Annotated in this window: 18 protein-coding genes; 7 read left to right on the top strand and 11 right to left on the bottom strand. The window is 61.5% G+C overall.

Annotated features, from left to right (window positions below; translation table 11 throughout):
- Together HBO10_RS15260 and HBO10_RS15255 are read right to left on the bottom strand one after the other, a co-directional pair.
- On the bottom strand, nt 1–1,065 hold the full coding sequence (locus HBO10_RS15260; protein ID WP_020301348.1) for an imelysin family protein: 1,065 nt from the start codon (nt 1,063–1,065) through the stop codon (nt 1–3).
- Nucleotides 1,066–1,096: 31 nt separating this feature from the next.
- Nucleotides 1,097–2,536, bottom strand: a complete 1,440-nt coding sequence (locus HBO10_RS15255) for a di-heme oxidoredictase family protein (protein WP_034128619.1) — start codon at nt 2,534–2,536, stop codon at nt 1,097–1,099.
- Nucleotides 2,537–2,676: 140 nt separating this feature from the next.
- Here HBO10_RS15255 and HBO10_RS15250 point away from each other — a divergent pair, with 140 nt between their 5' ends.
- Nucleotides 2,677–3,240: an NAD(P)H nitroreductase gene (locus HBO10_RS15250; RefSeq protein ID WP_034128618.1), complete on the top strand. Its 564-nt coding sequence runs from the start codon at nt 2,677–2,679 to the stop codon at nt 3,238–3,240.
- Between the two features lie 145 nt (nt 3,241–3,385).
- On the opposite strand, the gene HBO10_RS15245 is transcribed toward HBO10_RS15250, so the two are convergent.
- The 7 genes from HBO10_RS15245 to gap form a co-directional block, all read right to left on the bottom strand.
- Nucleotides 3,386–5,524, bottom strand: a complete 2,139-nt coding sequence (locus HBO10_RS15245; protein ID WP_034128617.1) for a methyl-accepting chemotaxis protein — start codon at nt 5,522–5,524, stop codon at nt 3,386–3,388.
- Between the two features lie 138 nt (nt 5,525–5,662).
- The gene (locus tag HBO10_RS15240) at nt 5,663–6,064 is read right to left on the bottom strand and encodes a YbaN family protein (protein WP_014719757.1); all 402 of its coding nucleotides are present in this window, start codon (nt 6,062–6,064) and stop codon (nt 5,663–5,665) included.
- A 169-nt stretch (nt 6,065–6,233) separates the two neighbouring features.
- Nucleotides 6,234–6,842 carry a biliverdin-producing heme oxygenase gene (locus HBO10_RS15235; protein ID WP_034128616.1) on the bottom strand — a complete coding sequence of 203 codons (609 nt, stop codon included), beginning with the start codon at nt 6,840–6,842 and terminating at the stop codon, nt 6,234–6,236.
- A 137-nt stretch (nt 6,843–6,979) separates the two neighbouring features.
- The gene (locus HBO10_RS15230) at nt 6,980–9,544 is read right to left on the bottom strand and encodes a TonB-dependent receptor (protein ID WP_034128615.1); all 2,565 of its coding nucleotides are present in this window, start codon (nt 9,542–9,544) and stop codon (nt 6,980–6,982) included.
- A 115-nt stretch (nt 9,545–9,659) separates the two neighbouring features.
- A complete protein-coding gene (locus HBO10_RS15225) occupies nt 9,660–10,628 on the bottom strand; it encodes a FecR domain-containing protein (protein WP_034128614.1) in 969 nt (322 codons plus the stop codon).
- Nucleotides 10,629–10,702: 74 nt separating this feature from the next.
- Complete coding sequence (locus tag HBO10_RS15220; RefSeq protein ID WP_003193922.1) at nt 10,703–11,221, bottom strand: sigma-70 family RNA polymerase sigma factor; 519 nt, start codon at nt 11,219–11,221, stop codon at nt 10,703–10,705.
- Nucleotides 11,222–11,455: 234 nt separating this feature from the next.
- Nucleotides 11,456–12,457, bottom strand: coding sequence for a type I glyceraldehyde-3-phosphate dehydrogenase (gap, locus tag HBO10_RS15215; protein WP_003193921.1), 1,002 nt, complete (start codon nt 12,455–12,457; stop codon nt 11,456–11,458).
- Between the two features lie 221 nt (nt 12,458–12,678).
- Between gap and edd the strand changes: the two genes are divergently transcribed.
- The 4 genes from edd to HBO10_RS15195 all read left to right on the top strand — a co-directional run bounded on the left by edd (nt 12,679) and on the right by HBO10_RS15195 (nt 17,789).
- Nucleotides 12,679–14,505, top strand: coding sequence for a phosphogluconate dehydratase (gene edd, locus HBO10_RS15210; protein WP_014719752.1), 1,827 nt, complete (start codon nt 12,679–12,681; stop codon nt 14,503–14,505).
- Nucleotides 14,502–15,458 (top strand): glucokinase, encoded by a 957-nt coding sequence (locus HBO10_RS15205; RefSeq protein WP_034128613.1) that lies wholly within the window; start codon nt 14,502–14,504, stop codon nt 15,456–15,458. Before edd ends, HBO10_RS15205 begins: the two co-directional genes overlap by 4 nt.
- Nucleotides 15,459–15,595: 137 nt before the next feature.
- On the top strand, nt 15,596–16,330 hold the full coding sequence (locus HBO10_RS15200) for a response regulator transcription factor (protein ID WP_003193918.1): 735 nt from the start codon (nt 15,596–15,598) through the stop codon (nt 16,328–16,330).
- On the top strand, nt 16,320–17,789 hold the full coding sequence (locus HBO10_RS15195) for an ATP-binding protein (protein WP_034128612.1): 1,470 nt from the start codon (nt 16,320–16,322) through the stop codon (nt 17,787–17,789). Before HBO10_RS15200 ends, HBO10_RS15195 begins: the two co-directional genes overlap by 11 nt.
- A gap of 123 nt (nt 17,790–17,912) precedes the next feature.
- Here the strand turns inward: HBO10_RS15195 and HBO10_RS15190 are convergent, their stop codons facing one another.
- The gene (locus HBO10_RS15190; protein WP_034128611.1) at nt 17,913–18,842 is read right to left on the bottom strand and encodes an AraC family transcriptional regulator; all 930 of its coding nucleotides are present in this window, start codon (nt 18,840–18,842) and stop codon (nt 17,913–17,915) included.
- A gap of 327 nt (nt 18,843–19,169) precedes the next feature.
- Between HBO10_RS15190 and HBO10_RS15185 the strand changes: the two genes are divergently transcribed.
- Both HBO10_RS15185 and HBO10_RS15180 read left to right on the top strand, forming a co-directional pair.
- Nucleotides 19,170–19,511, top strand: a complete 342-nt coding sequence (locus HBO10_RS15185; protein ID WP_003193915.1) for an antibiotic biosynthesis monooxygenase family protein — start codon at nt 19,170–19,172, stop codon at nt 19,509–19,511.
- A 41-nt stretch (nt 19,512–19,552) separates the two neighbouring features.
- Nucleotides 19,553–19,798 carry a hypothetical protein gene (locus tag HBO10_RS15180; protein WP_019817340.1) on the top strand — a complete coding sequence of 82 codons (246 nt, stop codon included), beginning with the start codon at nt 19,553–19,555 and terminating at the stop codon, nt 19,796–19,798.
- A 125-nt stretch (nt 19,799–19,923) separates the two neighbouring features.
- Here HBO10_RS15180 and HBO10_RS15175 read toward each other — a convergent pair whose 3' ends face one another.
- Entirely contained in the window at nt 19,924–20,556 is a 633-nt protein-coding gene (locus HBO10_RS15175) for a flavin reductase family protein (protein WP_034128610.1), read from the bottom strand.
- Between the last annotated feature and the right edge of the window lie 98 nt (nt 20,557–20,654).

Genomic DNA, 20,654 nt, shown 5'->3' with positions numbered 1-20,654 from the left:
TCAGTCACCGTCGTTGGCGTTAAAGCCTAGTTGGACGCCCAGCGCCTTGGCCAGTTCACCTTCATGCAGGCGGTGGACTACGTTGAGGCTGTCGTAGATGTCGTTGAGTTGCTGGCGCCCGGCGTCGTCGTTCAACAGCTCGTTGAGGGTGCGCTGGTTGCTGGCGAACAGTTTCAGCGACGCTGCGTAGGCGGCGTCGATTTTCTCGGCCAGTGGCTTCTGGTCCGCCGGCAGCAGGCCACGCAGGCCTTTGTTATCGACGCCTACCCACACGGTCTGAGCCGCGGCGAGGCTGGCTTCCAGGCTCTGCAGGGACGACTGGCTGCGCCAGGCATCGGCCTGGAACGGTTGCGGGATGCCCTTGGTCTGGCGGCCCATTGGGGTGCCGAGTTTTTTCTTCAGGGTGTCCAGGGCGGTCACTTGCACGCGCAGCAGATCGGCGATGGCTTCGTGGGAATCAGCGTAGCGCTGGTTCGGAAACTTGGTCATTTGCGCGAGCATACCGTCGGTGCTGTTCCAACTGGCCAGGATCTCTTCGGCCAGGACTTTCTGGCGCTCGCCGATAGCCATCAGCAACGGGCAATAGCGGGCTTTCTGGGCTTCGTCGGCGACGTCGGGCTTGGCGTCGTAGAGGATGTATTCGTAGGCCGACAGGCCCTGCACCACCACGCTGGATTTCGCCAGGGCCGCGGCGTCGATCTGCGGCTGTGCACTGACCAGTTGCTCGACCTGGCGGCCGACCAGGTTCTTCTTGTCTGGCCAGAACTGCACCTGCCACGCCCGGTTGCCTTCGGCCAGCGGGCCGATCAGCAGCGGTTGCAACTCGGCCCAGGCTTTTTGCGCGTGTAGGAAGTCGGCGCGGGCGGTGTCCAGGCTTTCCTTGCCTTGGCAGTAGGCCAGGGCGCTGACGGCCAGTTGACGGTCGGCCTCAACCCAGCGGCTATAGGTTGGCAGGATGACTTGTTTGGCGATGGCTGCCGAGGTCACTGCTTGCGGGTCTTGGGGCGAGCAAGCGCCCAAGGCCAGGGCGGCGAGGCTGGTGAACAACAACTTGGGACGAAACATGTCGAGCTCCCTTCTGTAAGTGGGGCAAAGCTTATAAAGAATTCAGGAACGCCAGCAACGCGGCACGCTGCTCGGCATTGAACGACAACACATGTTGCTGCGCCGCTTGAGCTTCACCGCCATGCCACAGCACGGCTTCAAGCAGGTTGCGGGCGCGGCCGTCATGCAGGAACTGGGTGTGACCACTCACGGTTTGCGTCAGGCCGATACCCCACAGCGGCGGGGTGCGCCAGTCGCGGCCGGTGGCTTTGAATTCGCTACGGTTGTCGGCCAGGCCTTCGCCCATATCGTGCAACAGCAGGTCGCTGTAGGGGCGAATCACCTGGTTGGCCAGTTCTGGTTCGGCGGCATTGGCGGCGGTGGTGAAGCTGGGCTTGTGACAGCCCTGGCAACCGGCCTGGTAGAACAGGTTCTTGCCGGCCAGCACTTGCGGCGTATCAACGTCCCGACGTGCGGGCACCGCGAGGTTGCGGGTGTAGAACAGCACCAGGCGCAGGATGTTATCGCTGACTTCCGGTTCACCCTGCGGGCCATTGCCGTTGGGCGCCTGTTTGCAGGCCACTTGGGCGTCGGTGCAGTCATCGAAGGGTCTCAGGGACGTGGTGAGGCCCATATCACCAGAAAACGCGTGAACGTTTTGTTGATTGAGGTTGGGCTGCCCGGCTTTCCAGCCAAAACGCCCGAGGACAGTTTTGGCCTGAGCGTCATCCCAGACCCAATTGGCGCGGCCCAGGATGGCCTCTTTGTCGGCGGTCTTGGGGTCGGTGTTGCGCAGGATATCGGCATCGCTGATCGCTTCGAGCAGGCCCAGGCCGATCATCGGCGGGGCGATACGCGCCGAGAAGCGTGTGTCGGGGTGCATCGGGCCGTAGCCGAGTTGGGTGATCTGCAGGTCGGGCTTGCGTAATTCAACGAGCGTGCCGTCCTTGAACCTGACGTTGACCGGTGTGTAGTCGACCCGCACCTTGCCTTCCGGCGCAACGCCAGGCACCGCCATGTCCTGGAGTTGCCCGCCGTAGACCGGCTCGGGTACCACGCCGATCTGTTCGATGAGCTTGGCGTAGGCTGGCTGCTCTGTAATAGAGGGATGGATGGACAGGCGCACCAGCATCGATACGGCATTGGGCGCGTCGGGCAGCGGCGGGTGGCCACGGCCATCCTTGATATGGCAGTTCTGGCAGGCGTTGGTATTGAACAGCGGGCCCAGGCCATCGCGCGCCGTGGTGGTGGACGGCGCAATCACCCACGGGTTGCGAAAGAAACTGTTGCCGACGCTGAAGTCCAGGCGCCGCGTCGGCGCCAGGTTGGCCGAGGGCAAGGAAAAGGCGTTCTGGTCGCGCTTGTTTACCGTCGCCGCGCCACCGGCCCGCGATTCACCCGGCTCTGCTTTCGTGAAGCGAGGGGCGTCATCGCAAGCAGTCAGGCTTAAAGCCATCAACGCTGCAGGCAGGTACAAAAGCGCACGGAACATCGAGATTCCTGGACGAGGGCAGAAAATTAAGGCGCAAAGTCTAACAGGGCAGGGCAGATTGAATAAGAGCAATTATCGTTTGGTGGCATCCCGATTCTTTCCCGCTAGAATGGCTGCACATTTTTTTATGGAGGTGGCCAATGCAGGCTCTCGACGCTTTGCTCAACCGTGTTTCCGTGCCCCGTTTGCTCGACCCGGCACCGACCCAGGAGCAGCGCGACCTGCTGTTCGCCGCCGCCATGCGCGCGCCCGATCACGGTCAACTGCGCCCGTGGCGTTTCCTCACCGTCGAAGGCTGCGCCCGTGAACAGATGGGCACGCTGTTGGCCGAAGCCGCTCGTCTGCAAGACGCCGACGCACCGCAAGCCGCCATCGACAAGGCCCAGAACGGCCCGCTGCGTGCGCCGCTGGTGGTGGTGGTGATTGCACGTGTGCAAGAGCATTTCAAAGTGCCCAAGTCCGAGCAATTGCTGGCCGCCGCCTGTGCGGCCCACGGCATTCTGCTGGCGGCGTACGCCCAGGGTATTGGTGCGGTGTGGCGTACCGGCGAATTGTCCTACTCAGCCCATGTAGCTAAAGGCCTGGGGTTGGCGGCGAATGAAGAAGTGATTGGCTTTCTCTACCTAGGCACGCCGCAGAACCCACCGCGTACGGCGCCGAAGGAAGACCTGACGCCGTTCGTCCAGGCCTGGCCCGGCCGGTAATTCACCACCGTCCTGCTCTATATGTAGGAGCGAGCTTGCTCGCGAAGAACTCAAAGGCGCCGCGTTTATTCAGGAAGCACGCGTTATCGTTGACGTTTTTCGCGAGCAAGCTCGCTCCTACAGGGGGCAATGTTTCAGAACCGAGTCAGACCCTGAACTGATCCATCAACTTCATCTGCTGGCTGGCCAGCGCATTGAGCTGGCTACTGATCGCCGCCGACTCGGTAGCCTGGCCGGTCAGGGTTTCAGTCACGGTGCGAATCGCCGAGACGTTGCGGTTGACCTCTTCGGCCACCGCGCTCTGCTGTTCGGCCGCGCTGGCGATTTGCAGGTTCATGTCGCTGATCACGGTGACCGCGTCGCTGATCTTGCCCAGGGCTTGCACGGCTTGATGGATCTGCCCGGCATTGCTCTGCGCCTGGTGCTGGCTGGAGTGCATGGTCGCCACTACGCCACGGGTGCCGCTCTGGATACGCTCGATCACCAGGCGGATTTCTTCCACCGAGTCCTGGGTGCGTTTGGCCAGGTTGCGCACCTCGTCGGCCACCACCGCAAAACCACGTCCGCTTTCCCCGGCGCGTGCCGCTTCAATCGCCGCATTCAACGCCAGCAGGTTGGTCTGTTCGGCAATGCTGCGGATCACCTCCAGCACTGAACCGATTTGCTCGCTGTTGACCGCCAGGGCTTCGACTTCGCCCACGGCTTTGCTGACTTCGTCGGCCAGGGTGGTGATATCGCGGGTGCTCTGCTCGATGATCGACATGCCTTCGCGGGCCGACTGGTCGGCACCGCGTGCCGCGCTGGCGGCATTGGAGGCGCTGTTGGCCACGTCGTGGGCGGTGGCGCTCATTTCGTTCGACGCGGTGGCGACCTGGTCGATTTCACGGAACTGCACCTGCATGCCTTCGCTGGTCTGGCGCGCAATGGCGGACGACTGATCGGCCGTCCCACGAGCTTCGGTGATGCTTTGCTTGATCTGCGCAATGGTCGGCTGCAGTTTGTCGAGGAAGCGGTTGAACCAGTTCACCAGCTCGCCCAGTTCGTCTTTCTTGGCATAGGCCAGGCGTTGGGTGAGGTCGCCGTCACCGCTGGCGATGTCCTTGAGCATGGCGGCCACGCTATTGATAGGGCGGGTCACGCCAGTAGCGGTCAGCCAGATCAACAGCAAGCCCAGCAGGCCAGCGGCGGCGGCCACCAGCAGGGCTTTGAGCGTGCCCGTTGCCTGGGCCTCGTCGAGTACGGCTTGCAGTTTTTCGTTGTCGGCCAGCATCACCGCTTTGGGCAGCTTGATCACCACGCCCCAGGATTTGGCACCGGCAATCGGCTTGAGCGGGTACACGGCACGAATGGTGTCGTCCTGTTCACGGATAACAGGCCGGTCATTGGCCAGTAGTTGCACGATCTCTTTGCCTTCGGCGCCGATGCTGTCGATCAGGTTCTTGCCGACTTTGGCTGGTTCACCGCTGTAGGCGGCGATCAGGCCGGTGCTGGACAGAATCTCCAGGTGGGCGGCACCGTTGAACAGGTCTTTCTGCGCAGCATCGGTGGTCGCTTGCAGGGCGGTGAGGGCGATGTCCACGCCGACCACACCGATGACTTTGCCGTCGACGATCAGCGGCAGGGAAATGGTGGTCATCAGTACCGGTTTGCCGGCCACCGTGTCTTCGTACGGGTCCAGCAGGCACGTACTGCGCGTGTCTCGTGGGCAGGTGTACCAGATGTTGTAGGGCGTGCCGCTGAGGTTGAGGGTGGTCTTGGTCAGGTCATCTTCGACCATGATGGTGTTCTGGCCTTCGCCGCCAGCACGACTCCAGTAGCTGGAAAACCGGCCTTTTTCATTGGAGACGCGTGCCTTGTCGTCGATGAATTCGCTGTCCTTGCCATCCAGCCCGTTGGGTTCGAACGACAACCAGATGCCCAGCACTTTGGTGTTGCGCTCGAACGCGGTTTTGACGCTGCGGTTGAGCTCTTCACGCAGGGCCCCGGCTTCAAGGGAACGCTGGATACCCAACTGACGCAGGTCTTTGATCTGGTCGGCCAGGGCTGTGACCACCAGCAGGTTTTCGCCGAAGGTCTGCTGCAAGTGGCCGGCCTGTTCGGCCGCTTTGGATTGCAGCAACTGCTCCACGCTGGCGGTGAGCATTCGTGAGCTTGAATCACTGACCAGCCGATCGTTCTGGTTGGTGTTGTAGATATTGATGCCGACCACCAGTGCAATCACACCCAGCAGACACAGGCCGGACAGCAACACGATTTTCAAGCGGATGGAGAGGGTGTCGAACATAGGTTCACTCACGAATGGACTTGTTGGAATGCACGCAGAAGAGCCAAGTCCATTCGGCGCCGTACCTGAAACATCGGCGTCACAAATCAATTCATGAGCAATAGGCGATGAGCGGTAGGAAAATGCCTACACCGGCCGTTATACGGGGCGTGCGAGCTGCTCGGGGCGGGACCAGATCCACAGGTTGCCCAGGCTCATTCCGGCAATTGCCAGGTACACCGGCCAGCCGTGATCGAGCATCACCAGCATCAGCACGGCGCACAGCAACATGCTCACGGTGGCGCTGACCTTGGCGCGGCGGGCGATGATCTTGCCATTGCGCCAGTTGGACAGGATCGGCCCGAACAGGCGGTGGTTTTCCAGCCAGGCGCTGAGGCGCGGCGAGCTTTTGGTGGCGGCCCAGGCGGCGAGCAAGATGAATTCGGTGGTGGGCAACCCCGGTATCACAATCGCCACCAAGCCGATCCCCAGGCTGACGTAGGCCAGCAGGCCAAAGAGGACTTGGGCGATTTTGGAGGAGGATTGGGGTTTGCCGGTCATGCTGCAGTTTTCTGGTGGGAAGGTTTACACATTATCAGCCATGAAATGCACCCAAGTGTGGGAGCTGGCTTGCCTGTGATTGCGGTGTATCAGGTTAAACATCTGGCGCTGACCCACCGCCATCGCAGGCAAGCCAGCTCCCACATTGAACCGCTGTCTACCAGAACACTTACGCCAGTTCTGGGGCGCTAGCGTACGCCTGTTCCAGCAACACGGTGAAGCGCACAAACGCATCAATCGCGCCTTTTTCCACGGCAGCTTCTTCTTCGGCACTGAATGCCAGGCCGTCGAGGGTGCGGGTGAAGCTTTTCCAGCCCTCGGCGCGACCACCGGCCGGCTCGCCCAGGTGGCGGGCACCGAAGGTTTCGCTCAGGCCCAGGCCCACGGCGCGCTTGATCAGGAACGCAGCGCCCAGCTTGGAGCCTTCGGAGACGAACAGCCAGCCCAAAGCTTCGGCTTTGCTGGGGTTGTTCACCGCGCCGGCAACCGGGGCCGGGGTTTCGGTGTCCAGGTCTGCCAGGTCGAGCTTGGCGGCTTCGGCGCGGCAGCGGGCGGCCAGGTCAGGGATGATCTGGTTCAGTTCGGCATCGTTGTACAAGGCCACCAGTTCCGATTGGAACAGGTACTGGGCCACTACGAAGCGGGCGAAGTTGGCTTGGGTTTCGAACGGCGCGTGAGCCTTCACCAATGCGTCGAGCTTGGTGTGCGGCTCGTTGGTGATCTGGTTCAGGCGTTGGGAGCGCAGGCTTGGACGTTCTGCTGTGGAAGAAGTGGTCATGAAAAAAATCCTTGAGAAGAGAAGCGCCTGGGCGCCCTGAAGAGAGCTGTTATCAACTAGACGAACAAGAAGACGCGGCACAGTAAAAAATCCTCACCTCGCCGCGGATGCAATGGCGGCGAGGTGAGGCGGAAGGGTCAGATGTCCCAGATCACGTTGATCGCAAAGTTGCGACCGGGCTGGGTCAGGCGGTCGAGGTTGGCCGGGCCGGTCACACCGGCTTCGCCGACGCTGTCGTAGCTGCGCACGTCATCCCAGTTCCAGTACTTCTTGTCGGTGAGGTTGTAGAGGCCACCGTTGACGGTCACGTCTTTGCTCACCTTGTAATAAGCGGTCAGGTCGAGGATGCCGAAGCCCGGGGTCTTGAACGGGCCGTCGGTGCCGCCGTCGGGCGCGTGGAAGGTCGTGCTGTCGACGCGGTCCTGTTTTTTCACCAAGGTCCAGCTCACCAGGCCACCGTAGTTGTCCTGGTCGTAGCCCAGGCCAAACACGCCCTTGAGCGGGTTGACGCTGTTCAACGGCTCGCCATTGTCGTCGTTGCGACCGTAGGTGTAGGCAACCGAGCCTTGGGTATACAGGCCCTTCGGCGCGCCGAAGGTATCCAGGTTCAGGCGGCCCTTGGCTTCCACGCCCTTGACGGTGGCGCGCTTGATGTTGACCGCCTTGAATTGCTCCACGGTGCCGCCGACCACGGCGTTGTCTTCGTCGATAAAGTCACGGTACTTGTTGTAGTACACCGCAATATCGAAGGAGCCTTCGTCGAATTTGCCGCGAATCCCGGTTTCGATGCCTTTGCTGGTTTCTGGCTTGAGGTCGGGGTTGGGTTCGACGGTGTAGCCCAGGTTGAGGTTTTCGAAGCGACCGTACAGCGCTTTGGCAGACGGCGTACGGAAGCCCTCGGCGTATTGACCGAACCAGGTGTAGTTGTCGGTCAGGGCATAGGTGAGGCCGAACTTGGGTGTTACGCGGTTCCAGGTCTTGTCTTTGCCATCGACGGTATAGGCGCCGGTCGGGTTGACGGTGTTGAGGAATTCCTGGGTCAGCTTGGGCTTGAGCCGGGTGTAGTCATAACGCACGGCAGGCAGGAAAGTCCATTTGTCCCAGGTGATCTGGTCTTGGGCGAACAGCGAGTAGGTGTTGATGGTTGGGTCGGGGAAGTCGCTGGCCTTCTTCACGCTGTCGCTCGCTTGCGGGCTCGGCGCGCCGATGGCGGTGCAGCCGGCACCAATGGCCAGGCACGAGGCTGAGCCTTCGCGTGAACCGGTGACTTTCTGCTGCTTGAGGGTGGTGCCGTAGGTCACTTGGTGGTCGGTTTCGCCGAGGCTGAAGGCCTTGTCCAGTTGCGCGTCGAAGACCCACTGCTTCTCTTCGTAAAGGGTGTCGCGGGTACGCAGGACGCGACGGCCGGCCTGGTAGATTTCGGCGGTGGTCTGGTCGGTCTTGGCGATCTGGTAGTTGAGGCTGGTCTTGATGCGGTCGGCAATCGGCGACTCCAGGGCGAAGGTGTTTTCCAGGCCGAAGCGCTCGCGGGTAATGGTGTCGTTACCGCGACGGTCGCGGTACAGGTTCATGCCCCGGCCACCGATGAACGGACCGCCCACTGCGTTTTTCAGATTGACGTCGCGGTCATCCTTGAACTTCTCGTAGGTCAGGCCCAGGCGGTTGTCATCGCCATAGTTCCAGCCCAGCTTGGCCAGCACGTTGGTGGTGCGCGCATCTTCCGGGTTGGCGCCGGTACGGGCCAGGCCAGTGGCGTTGTTGCCATCGTAGGATTCGGTTTCGTGGCCATTGCGCTGGCTCAGGTGCAGCAAACCGTCGAAGTCCTGCACACGCCCGGCGAAGGTGCCGGAGGTCAGCCAGCTCTCGTCGGCGGAGCTGTAGCCGGTCTTCAGGCGGGCACCGACGTCCTGGCCTGGCTTGATGATGTCATCCGGGTCGAGGGTGAAATAACTCACCGCGCCGCCGATGGCGCTGCTGCCGTACAGGGCCGAGGCCGGGCCGCGCAAGATCTCCACGCGCTTGACGATTTCCGGGTCGACGTAATTGCGGCGGGTCTTGGCGTAAGGGCCGTTGAAGAAATTGTCCGGCACTTCGACGCCATCCACCTGGGTGAGGACGCGGTCGCCGTCGATGCCACGAATGTTGTAGCCCGCGTTACCCGAGCGCGTACCGGCGCCGCCGACGGAGACGCCGGGTTCGTAGCGCACCAGTTCACGGATGTTGTTGACGTTCTGGCGGTCCAGTTCTGCGCGGTCGTGCACGCTGACGGTGCTCGGTACGCTGTTCACATCCTGTTCATTGCGAGTGGCGCTGATGGTCACCTGTTGCAGGGCGAGGGCGCTGCCGGCGCTACGTTTTTCCAGCACGATGTTGTTGGTGCCCAGTTTGCGATAGCTCAGGTTGGTCCCCACCAACAGCCGGTCCAGGGCTTTTTCCGCTGGCAGCGGGCCGCGCACGCCAGGGGACGATACGCCCTGGCCCAGTTCGGCCGGCAGGCCCACTTGCCAGCCGGTCACTGCGGTGAAAGCGTTGAGTGCCGACACCAATGGCTGCTGTTCGATGCTGAACGTGTAATTGGCGTGGCTGCGAGCGGCAGGTTCCGCGGCGGTGGCGCTCATGACGGGCGCACCAGCCAGCAGGATCGCGGCGGTCAGCAAGGACAAAACGGGCGAAGCAGACCGGCGGTTGAAACGAGAGGACATCGAGAGCGCTCCGGGATACGAATCTTATAGTTGCGAACCGAAACAAATAGGAATCAGTTGCATTGGCTATAACGAGACGTATTGCCGGTTAACATCGAGTAAAAATAATTCTCATTTAGTTCAGGATCACCAGCGCCGGGTACTCCGACAGCTTGGCCGAGGTGATGTGGGCCAAGGAGCGCACCACGTCCAGGGGCTGGTCGAGGCGGTAGTTGCCGGTGACGGCGACGCTGGCCAACTGCTCGTTGTTGTTGACGATCCAGCCTGGGTAATAGCGGCGCAGCTCAGCCAGCACTTCGCTCATCGGGCAGTTTTCGAACACTAGCCGGCCCTGCACCCAGGCCAGGTCCTTGCTGGGATCGAGCTTGGCCGGTTGGCCGAAACCCTTGGGGCCGATGCGGATGCTTTCACCGGCGCTCAGGCGCACGCGGGCATCGTCGAAAGTGTTGCTCAGGTCGACATCGCCGCGCTGCACTTGAACCTGGGCTTCGCCATTGAGGTAGCGCACGGCAAAGGCGGTGTCACGCACGCTGGCGCGCACCGGGCCGGCGTCTATTTCCAGGGGCAGGCCACGGGTGGGCGCTATTTCAAAGAACGCTTCGCCCTGGTACAGGCGGGCAATGCGCTGGTGGTGGTTGATGGTGCTGGAAAATGCCGAGTTGGTGTTCAACAGTACCTTGGAGCCATCGTCCAGTTGCAGGCGCTGGCGCTCGCCGACCACCGTCAGATGGTCGGCCTGCAAACGCACCGGCAGGTTACTGAAACTGAACAGGCCGAGCAGTAACACGGCGGCGGTGGCCAGGGGTTTCCAGTGCGGTCTGATCCGGCGCCAGCCGCTGGGCTTGCGCGGTGCGGCGAGGGCCACGGCGGCGCTGTGTACCGGCGCGTCACCCCAGGCGGCCTGGGCCTTGCTGAAGGCATGGACATGCGCCGGGTCCTGGGCCAGCCAAGCGTCGAACGCGGCCTGCTGCCCAGGTTGCGGGCACTGCAAGGCGATCAGCCAATCGAGGGCTTGGTCCATGGCCGCGTCTTGCAACACCTCATGAGCCAACGCATGGGGGCGCAGTTTATTCGGGTCCGTCACGGTGTTCCTCGGGTCTTCGCCACGTTCTATTCATTTTTCCTACAGCTTGGATCGACACCTCTGTCGGGTGAAGCTTAAGGCTGATCCAGCCGTTCGGCCACACCCACACAGATAGCCATGATCAATTTGAGTTCCTTTTGCACCGTGCTCAAGGACACACCCAACTGATCGGCAATTTCCTGATAGCTGCAACCGTGCAGACGGCTGAGGATGAAAATCCGCTGCTGGCGGGCGCTCAACTGGCCGAGGCTGACACTCAGGTGCTCCAGTAGCTGCTCGGCCTGGGTAGCTTCCTCCGGCGTGCTGGCCGGCGCGGCGACGCTTTGCAGGACATCCAGCGGGACATCCTCCTGCAGGGTACGCGCCTGAATCCTGCGCGAACGCAAGTGATCCAGCGCCAGGTTGCGGGCTGTCTGGTAGACAAAGGGTTCAAGGTGGTCGATTGGCCGCTCGCTGAGGGCCCGAGTCACGCGCAGGTAGGTTTCCTGCAACAGGTCCTCGGCGGTGCTGTGGTTATGCACCATGCGTTGCAGAGTTCGTAGCAGGATCACCCGTTGGGTGAGGAAGACGTGGTTGAAGCGAGATTGGCTCACAGTGATACCAGACCGATTTGCAGTTAATGATAATGCTTATCATCAACTGAAATGGCAAGTGGCACTTTGAGATGCCTTGGAGATTGTGCCGCTCGTTCCCATGCTCTGCGTGGGAACACATCCTGTGACGCTCCGCGTCACAACTTTAAGAGCAGGACGCGGAGCGTCCAGGGTGGCATTCCCACGCAGAGCGTGGGAACGATCTGAGTCAGTGCACGCAATCCAGCCTAGGGCTTATTCGGCGTTGCACAACGCCAGGCAGTTATCCAGCATACGGTTGGAGAAGCCCCACTCGTTGTCATACCACGCCAATACTTTGAGCAATTTGCCACTGACCTTGGTGTGATTGGCATCGAAGATCGACGACAGCGGGTTATGGTTGAAGTCGCTGGAAACCAGCGGCAGGGTGTTGTAGCCGAGGATCTTCGAATGCTGGCTGGCGTGTTTGAGCAGGGCGTTGACTTCATCGGCCGTGGCTTCTTTCTTCAACTGCACGGTGAGGTCTACCAGCGACACGTTGATCACCGGCACACGCACCGCCATGCCAGTCAGCTTGCCTGCCAGTTCCGGCAGCACCAGGCCCACCGCTTCAGCGGCGCCGGTCTTGCTCGGGATCATGTTCTGGGTGGCCGAACGCGCGCGGTACGGGTCGGTGTGGTACACGTCGGTAAGGTTCTGGTCGTTGGTGTAGGCGTGAATGGTGGTCATCAGGCCGCTTTCGATACCCAGCTCGCGGTGCAGCACCTGGGCCACCGGCGCCAGGCAGTTGGTGGTGCACGATGCGTTGGAAATGATCTGGTGGGATTGACGCAAGATGTCATGGTTTACGCCATAAACCACAGTGGCATCCGCGCCTTTGGCCGGGGCCGAAATGATCACCTTGCGCGCGCCGGCGCTAATATGGGCGGCAGCCTTGTCACGGTCGGTGAACAGACCGGTGCATTCGAACACCACGTCAATCTTGTGCGCAGCCCACGGCAGGTCGGCGGGGTTGCGAATGGCACTCACGGCAATCCGGTCACCATTGACGGTCAGGCTTTCCTGATCGTGGGCAACCTCTGCGTCGAAAGTGCCGTGTACGGTGTCGTACTTGAGCAGGTGGGCATTGATCGAGCTGTCGCCCAAATCGTTGATGGCGACGATCTGCAGATCCTGGCGATAGCCTTGGGTATACAGTGCGCGCAGGACATTACGGCCGATACGGCCAAAACCATTGATTGCGATACGAAGAGTCATTGGAAGGTGCCTGTCGTCGATTTGTTGTAAGAATTACAAGATTATTCGCATAAAAATAGAAAACAAGCCTTTTTAGTGGCAATATTTTGTTCAATCTACAACGAGTGACCTGAATCAACTGGTCCGATGATCCAAACGACCCCCTGCCATCCCATGAGCCGTGGGCGTTTGATCAGCATAGACACTCAGGTCGCCACATCCGTTAGCCTGGAGTTCTATACATGCATCCCCGCGTTCTTGAGGTCACCGAACGGCTTATCGCCCGCAGCCGCGCCACCCGCGAGGCTTACCTTGCGCTCATTCGCGGCGCAGCCAGCGACGGTCCGATGCGCGGCAAGCTGCAATGCGCCAACTTCGCCCACGGCGTGGCCGGTTGCGGCACCGAAGACAAAAACAGCCTGCGCATGATGAATGCCGCCAACGTGGCAATTGTTTCTTCTTATAACGACATGCTCTCGGCGCATCAGCCCTACGAGCATTTCCCCGAACAAATCAAAAAGGCGCTGCGCGAAGTCGGCTCGGTCGGCCAGTTCGCCGGCGGTACCCCCGCCATGTGCGACGGCGTGACCCAGGGCGAACCAGGCATGGAGCTGAGCCTGCTCAGCCGTGAAGTCATTGCCATGTCCACGGCGGTAGCGCTGTCCCACAACATGTTCGACGCCGCGCTGATGCTGGGCATCTGCGACAAGATCGTCCCTGGCCTGATGATGGGCGCACTGCGCTACGGCCACCTGCCGATGATCTTCGTGCCGGGCGGGCCGATGCCGTCGGGTATCTCCAACAAGCAGAAGGCCGATGTGCGCCAGCGCTATGCCGAAGGCAAGGCCAGCCGCGAAGAACTGCTGGAATCGGAGATGAAGTCCTACCACAGCCCTGGTACCTGCACCTTCTACGGCACCGCCAACACCAACCAGTTGCTGATGGAAGTCATGGGCCTGCACTTGCCCGGCGCTTCGTTCGTCAACCCGTACACGCCGCTGCGTGATGCGTTGACCCGCGAAGCTGCGCACCAGGTCACGCGTTTGACCAAGGCCAATGGCAACTTCACGCCGATTGGCGAGATTGTCGACGAGAAGTCCATCGTCAACTCCATCGTTGCGCTCAACGCCACTGGCGGCTCCACCAACCACACCCTGCACATGCCGGCCATTGCCATGTCGGCAGGCATCATCCTGACCTGGCAGGACATGGCCGACCTCTCCGAGGTGGTGCCGACCCTGTCCCACGTGTATCCAAATGGCAAGGCTGACATCAACCACTTCCAGGCGGCGGGCGGTATGTCGTTCCTGATCCGCGAACTGCTGGAAGCCGGCCTGCTCCACGAAGACGTCAACACCGTGGCCGGCAAGGGCCTGAGCCGCTATATCCAGGAACCTTTCCTGGTGGATGGCGAACTGGTCTGGCGCGACGGCCCGATCGAAAGCCTCGACGAAACCATCCTGCGCCCGGTGGCCCGTGCGTTCTCGCCGGAAGGCGGCTTGCGCGTGATGGAAGGCAACCTTGGCCGTGGCGTGATGAAGGTTTCGGCGGTAGCGCCGGAGCATCAGGTTGTCGAAGCGCCCGCGGTGGTGTTCCAGGACCAGCAGGACCTGGCCGATGCCTTCAAGGCCGGCCTGTTGGAAAAAGACTTTGTCGCGGTGATGCGCTTCCAGGGGCCGCGCTCCAACGGCATGCCGGAACTGCACAAGATGACCCCGTTCCTGGGCGTGTTGCAGGACCGTGGTTTCAAAGTGGCGCTGGTGACAGATGGGCGAATGTCCGGCGCGTCGGGTAAGATCCCTGCCGCGATCCACGTCAACCCCGAAGCCCAGAGCGGCGGGCCGCTGGCGCGGGTCCAGGATGGCGATATCATCCGTGTGGATGGCGTTACCGGCACCCTGGAGCTTAAGGTGGACGCCGAAGTATTTGCAGCGCGCACGCCTGCCACCGGCCTGTTGGGCAATAACGTGGGGGCCGGTCGCGAGTTGTTTGCATTCATGCGCTTGGCCGCAAGCTCCGCAGAGCAGGGCGCCAGCGCCTTTACCTCTGCCTTGGAGACGCTTAAGTGAAGCTTGCGCTGGTCGGTGACATCGGGGGGACTAACGCCCGTTTTGCGTTATGGCGGGATCAGGAACTGCATTCGATCCGCGTGCATGCCACGGCGGATCACGGCAGCCCTGAAGAGGCGATCAAGGTCTATCTCAAAGAAGAAGGCCTGCAAATCGGGGACATCGGTGCGGTGTGCCTGTCGGTGGCCGGGCCGGTGAGCGGCGATGAATTCAAGTTCACCAACAACCACTGGCGCCTGAGCAAAACCGCGTTTTGCCAGGCCCTGCAGGTGGATGAACTGTTGCTGGTCAACGACTTCTCGGCCATGGCCCTGGGCATGACCCGACTCAAGCCCGACGAATTCCGCGTGGTCTGCGAAGGCACGCCGGAGCCCTTGCGCCCGGCCGTGGTGATCGGCCCGGGTACGGGTCTCGGCGTCGGCACCTTGCTGGACCTCGGCGCAGGCCGTTGGGCAGCATTGCCGGGGGAGGGTGGGCATGTCGACCTGCCCCTGAGCAGCCCACGGGAAACCCAGCTGTGGCAACACATCTACAGCGAGATCGGGCATGTCAGCGCCGAAACCGCGTTGAGCGGTGGCGGCCTGCCACGGCTGTACCGGGCGATTTGTGCGGTGGATGGGCACGAGCCGGTGCTCGACACCCCCGAAGCCATCACGGCGGCGGGCCTGGCCGGCGATCCGGTGGCCATGGAAGTATTGGACCAGTTCAGCATCTGGCTGGGCCGAGTGGCGGGCAATAACGTCTTGACCACCGGTGGACGCGGTGGCGTGTACATCGTGGGTGGGGTGATACCGAGGTTTGCCGACTTCTTTATCAACAGTGGCTTTGCCCAGAGTTTTCGCGACAAAGGCTGCATGAGCGACTACTTCAAAGGTATTCCGGTGTGGCTGGTGACAGCGCCGTATTCCGGGTTGACTGGGGCTGGTGTGGCGCTTGAGCAAGCTTTTGCATAGGTCATAATGGCGCCATCGCAGGCAAGCCAGCTCCCACAGTCTGGAATGCATTCCAAGTGTGGGAGCTGGCTTGCCTGCGATGACGGCCTAAAGGGCACCCGATGATTTGAGCCAGGCCATAACAACAAGGAGGCCCCGTGAGCGTAATCAGTAAATCCATTCTCCTCGTCGACGACGACCAGGAAATCCGCGAATTGCTGCAAACCTACCTCAGTCGCGCCGGCTTCCAGGTCCGTGGCGTGTCCGACGGTGCGGGGTTCCGCCAGGCAATGAACGAGGCGCCGTGCGACCTGGTCATCCTCGATGTCATGTTGCCAGACGAAGACGGCTTCAGCCTGTGCCGCTGGATCCGCCAGCACCCGCGCCAGGCGCAGGTGCCGATCATCATGCTCACCGCCAGTTCCGACGAAGCCGACCGCGTGATCGGCCTGGAGCTGGGCGCCGATGACTATATCGGCAAGCCATTCAGCCCCCGCGAGTTGCAGGCGCGCATCAAGGCACTGCTGCGCCGCTGCCAATTCGGCCAGGAGCGCAGCAGCGGCGGTGATGTGTGGGTGTTCGATGAATGGCGCCTGGATATGATCAGCCACCGCTTGTTTCATGTGGATGGTGAAGAGGTGATCCTCTCCGGTGCCGACTTCGCCTTGCTCAAGTTGTTTCTCGACCACCCGCAACAGATCCTCGACCGCGACACCATCGGCAACGCCACCCGTGGCCGCGACCTGATGCCCCTGGACCGTATCGTCGACATGGCCGTCAGCCGCTTGCGCCAGCGCCTGCGCGACACCGAGAAACCTCCGCGGCTGATCCGCACCGTGCGTGGCAGCGGCTATCAACTGGCAGCCAGCGTGGTTGCCGGCAATGCCCACTGAACCGCTGAACGAACGTCGCCGCCGCTTCCCGGTACCCCGCTCGCTGCTGGGGCGCATGTTACTGCTGACCTTGCTGGCGGTGCTGTTTGCCCAAGCGCTGTCCAGCGTGATCTGGGTGTCGCAACTGCGCGCCACCCAGCTTGAGGGCTTGGTGACCAGCGCCCGTAGCCTGGCGCATTCAATGACCGCCAGCGTGAGTTACTTCCGGTCGCTGCCGGTGGCCTATCGCCCGTTAGTGCTGGACCAATTGCGCAGCATGGGCGGCACGCGTTTTGTGGTGACCCTCAATGATCGCCCGCTGGACATGCAAATACTGCCCGAAACCCCGCGCAAGCAAGCGGTGCTGGTGGCGGTGGACGAAGTGCTGCGCCAGACCCTGGGTGCCGACGTGCATATCTCGGTAGAGTTCGTCAGCGCCGAAGACCTGCGCATCTTCAATGCCGGCCTGAAGCTCGACGAACTGCCGCGCTCCTGGGCCCATTACGCGCTGACCCTGGAACCGGTGAACCCGCCGGTGCTGGTCACCCAGATCCAACTGGCACCCGGTGAATGGCTGTACATCGCCTCGCTATTGCCCGAGCCCTACACCAGCCTGGAAGAGCAAGGCCTGCCGTCCCAGCAGGTGTGGTTCATCGTGCTCACCAGCGGTTTTCTGCTGCTGTTCATCGGCCTGCTGGTGCACTGGCAAAGCCGACCGCTCAAGCGCCTGGCGCGAGCGGCGCGGGACATGTCTCTGGGCGCCGATGTGGAACCGGTGGCTGAAGGCGGCGGCAGTGAAGTGGTGGAAGTGGGCCGTGCATTCAATGCCATGCGTGAACGCATCAGCCGTTACCTGACCGAGCGTAGCCAGTTGTTCAGCGCGATTTCCCATGACCTGCGCACGCCCATCACCCGCCTGCGCCTGCGTGTGGAATTGCTGGAAGACGAGAACCTGCAAAACAAATTCGGCCGTGACCTGGATGAGCTGGAATTGCTGGTCAAGGGCGCGCTGCAATGCGTGAAAGACACCGACATCCACGAAAACATCCAGCCGGTGGATCTCAACCACGTCCTCGAATGCCTGGTGGAGCCGTACCTGGCACCCCATGGCAATGGCCGAGTGACCCTTGATGGCGCGGCCCTGTCAGCCTACCCAGGCAAGCCGCTGGCGCTCAAGCGTTGCATCGGCAACCTGATCGACAACGCGCTCAAGTACGGGCAGAACGCGCATTTGCATATCGAGGACGATGGCGTGCAGTTCATCCTGCATGTGGATGACGAGGGGCCCGGCGTGCCGCAGCAGCGACTGGAGCAGGTGTTTGAACCGCACTTCCGCCTGGCCGGCCAGCAGCAGGGTTACGGATTGGGATTGGGGATTGCGCGCAATATTGCCCACAGCCATGGGGGCGAAGTGAGTTTGCAGAACCTGCGTGAAGGCGGCCTGCGCGTTACCCTGCAACTACCAAGAACCTTGGACTAACAAACACCTGAGATCAAATGTGGGAGCTGGCTTGCCTGCGATAGCGGTGGTTCAGTGGACTCATTAGTGACTGACACACCGCCATCGCAGGCAAGCCAGCTCCCACATGTTGCTCTGCGTACATCAGATGCTCTGGCGCAACCGGGCCAGGTCGCGCAGCGGCGGCGCACCAAACAACCGGCTGTACTCCCGGCTGAACTGGGACGGGCTTTCATACCCCACCCGATAGCCCGCCGCCGAGGCCTCCAGCCCTTCGGCAATCATCAGCCGCCGGGCTTCCTGCAAGCGCAGTTGCTTCTGGTATTGCAGCGGGCTCATGGCCGTGATCGCTTTGAAGCGATGGTGCAGGGTCGAGACGCTCAGGTTCACTTCTTTGGCCAGGTCGTCAATACGCAGCGGCTGTTCGTAGTTACCGTTTAACCAGGTGATCGCCTGGCTCACCCGATGGCTCTGGCTGTTAGCCACAGCGATTTCATACAGGCGATAACCCTGCGGGCCACGCAGCAAGCGGTAGAGAATTTCACGGTTGATCAAGGGCGCGAGCATCGCGATGTCTTTAGGCGTGTCCAGCAAGCGGGTCAGGCGCAGCACCGCGTCGAGCAGTGCGTGATCGATGCGGTCGACGTACATGCCTCGCGAGGTCGGGCGCGAGGGCACGCCCATCGGCCCGGCCTCTGCGATCAGCGCTGTGAGCTGCGCCGGGTCGATATTGATACGCACCGAGAGGTTCGGGTCCTCGGCGGTGGCGTCGATAATGCGGCCGGCTACCGGCATCGCCACCGAGAACACCAAGTAGTTGAGCGGGTCGTAGGCAAAGATCTCGTCGGCCAGGCGCACTTCCTTACTGCCACTGGCGAGGATGCACAGCGCGGGTTCCACCAGCACCGGCATGAAATCCCGCGGCGCGTTGTGGCGGTTCAGGTACAGCGAGGTGATCGCCGTGCCGTAGGAGCCGTCTTCCCAGGTGTGGCGGTGCACGATACTGGCCAGCTCGGCGCGTTGTTTCTCCATCTCGGCATCGAGGGGAATGGACTTGGATTCGGGCGACGGCATGGGGCGTCCTCTACACGCTGCTTTGATGGGCTCAGCTTAGCGGCGGCTTTTCAAAAAGTGTTACGTCGATTCTGCAGCATCCTTGCCTGATCCTGCGAGATAGCGTGAATCAGGCAAGTGCGCAGCCTGTCATCACCCTGAAACATGAGGCCTGGGCCTGGAATAAATCCTGGGGCCGAACGTCCTCCCTACGCTTCTCGCAGGATTGTGCAATAAGCCTGCAGGAATTGACTAACCGCGCCCACCCCCGCGCCGTTATCTTTGATCCTGTGGCAACACGCCCTCATTGTGCTTGCCGAGCATCACTTCTCAACGGGAGAGTCGAACATGTCCACCCCCATTCCCGCGAGCCATATGGCCTTTATCCGCGCCCGTAGCGGGTGCAGCACCGAACTCGGTGCACGCTTGAGCAGTTTGATCGAACCAGGTCGCCAGGCCCAGGGTTGCCTGCAATTCTCGTTGCAGCACTCCCAGGTCGATCCCGATGTCTGGCTGGTGTCCGGGTTCTGGAGCAGCGAGCAGGCCATGAGCGCCTACTTCAACTCTCCGGCCCTGATGATCTTCACCGAGCTTCTGAACGACATGGTCGTGCGCAGCATGGACTTCCAGACCTTCACCGACGCATCGGCGGCACAGGCCTACGGCGAGTACCTGCAACTGGCCGGTTAACGGTTAGAATGGCCGACTTTCCATTGGCCAGGACCTGCAACATGGCACGTAAACAATTTGCCCACCACGAAGCCGTTTCCGCCGTAGTACCGGGCGAAGGTGGCTACAGCGCCGCCGTCGCCGTCAAGGCACTGGATGGCATGGGCGCACCCAGGTTTCACAAGATCCTTGACGGGCAGACGTTCAAGACTGCGTCCGATGCCGATGATGCGGCGACGTTGCAACTCGAGCATCTGGTCGATGTGGATGCAGAAGGCCAACTGACCTGGGCGACTGCTGAACGCTGAGGCAGCACACCTAACCAATGTGGTAGCTGGCTTGCCTGCGATAGCGGTGTATCAGTCACTCCTGAGTTAACTGACCCACCGTCATCGCAGGCAAGCCAGCTCCCACAGTTTTGATTGCATTTTAGTCAGGGTTTGGTGGCGCCTGGTCTGTGCATTTTGAACAGGGCCTCAGGCCCCAGCTGGAAATAATCCGCCGGGCCACCCCCGCGCAAAATCGGCTCGGCGGCAGCGGTGTCGTAGATCCCATCCTTGAGCAACCATTTGGCGATGTGCACCGCCACCACCTCGCCCAGCACCAGCCAGCTCGGCACCAACTGCTGGTCGGCACGTTGCAGTTGGATGATCTGCGTCACCTTGCACTCGAACGACACTGGGCTCTCGCCCACCCGTGGTACGCCAACGATTTTCGAAGCCACCGGCGTCAGCCCGGAGAGTTCGAATTCATTTACCTCGGGCGATACGGCCGCGCAGCTTTGGTTCATCTGCTCGGCCAGCGGGCGGGTGGCCAGGTTCCAGACGAATTCTCCAGTCTGTTCGATATTGTTCAGGCTGTCTTTACGCCCGACACTGGAAAACCCAATGATCGGCGGAATGTAGTTGAACGCATTGAAGAAGCTGTAGGGCGCCAGGTTCAGGCGGCCTTCGCGATCGTGCGAGGAGATCCAGCCAATCGGGCGTGGGCCGACGATCGCATTGAACGGGTCATGGGGCAGGCCGTGGCCGTTGGCGGGTTCGTAAAAGTGGATGTCGTCAGGCATGGCCGGGGTTCCTGCTACGCGGTTTGGGAGGCGGTCATAGTGCAATTCATGGCGGTGAATTTCCATCGTGCCCATGGATTTTTCATACATCTGCCACC

Origin of the sequence: Pseudomonas sp. WS 5503, from assembly GCF_012985385.1 — a bacterium.
GTDB classification, from domain to species: domain Bacteria; phylum Pseudomonadota; class Gammaproteobacteria; order Pseudomonadales; family Pseudomonadaceae; genus Aquipseudomonas; species Aquipseudomonas paracarnis.
The sequence above is the reverse complement of the archived record's forward strand: the minus strand, read 5'-3'. Positions and strand labels throughout refer to the sequence as shown.

Coding starts and splice junctions, on each gene's coding strand:
- HBO10_RS15190 (WP_034128611.1), bottom strand. CDS start 18,842: ATGCCGTCGCCCGAATCCAAGTCCATTCCCCTCGATGCCGAGATGGAG.
- HBO10_RS15245 (WP_034128617.1), bottom strand. CDS start 5,524: ATGTTCGACACCCTCTCCATCCGCTTGAAAATCGTGTTGCTGTCCGGC.
- HBO10_RS15240 (WP_014719757.1), bottom strand. CDS start 6,064: ATGACCGGCAAACCCCAATCCTCCTCCAAAATCGCCCAAGTCCTCTTT.
- HBO10_RS15175 (WP_034128610.1), bottom strand. CDS start 20,556: ATGCCTGACGACATCCACTTTTACGAACCCGCCAACGGCCACGGCCTG.
- HBO10_RS15185 (WP_003193915.1), top strand. CDS start 19,170: ATGTCCACCCCCATTCCCGCGAGCCATATGGCCTTTATCCGCGCCCGT.
- HBO10_RS15230 (WP_034128615.1), bottom strand. CDS start 9,544: ATGTCCTCTCGTTTCAACCGCCGGTCTGCTTCGCCCGTTTTGTCCTTG.
- HBO10_RS15235 (WP_034128616.1), bottom strand. CDS start 6,842: ATGACCACTTCTTCCACAGCAGAACGTCCAAGCCTGCGCTCCCAACGC.
- HBO10_RS15195 (WP_034128612.1), top strand. CDS start 16,320: ATGCCCACTGAACCGCTGAACGAACGTCGCCGCCGCTTCCCGGTACCC.
- HBO10_RS15255 (WP_034128619.1), bottom strand. CDS start 2,536: ATGTTCCGTGCGCTTTTGTACCTGCCTGCAGCGTTGATGGCTTTAAGC.
- edd (WP_014719752.1), top strand. CDS start 12,679: ATGCATCCCCGCGTTCTTGAGGTCACCGAACGGCTTATCGCCCGCAGC.
- HBO10_RS15180 (WP_019817340.1), top strand. CDS start 19,553: ATGGCACGTAAACAATTTGCCCACCACGAAGCCGTTTCCGCCGTAGTA.
- HBO10_RS15260 (WP_020301348.1), bottom strand. CDS start 1,065: ATGTTTCGTCCCAAGTTGTTGTTCACCAGCCTCGCCGCCCTGGCCTTG.
- gap (WP_003193921.1), bottom strand. CDS start 12,457: ATGACTCTTCGTATCGCAATCAATGGTTTTGGCCGTATCGGCCGTAAT.
- HBO10_RS15250 (WP_034128618.1), top strand. CDS start 2,677: ATGCAGGCTCTCGACGCTTTGCTCAACCGTGTTTCCGTGCCCCGTTTG.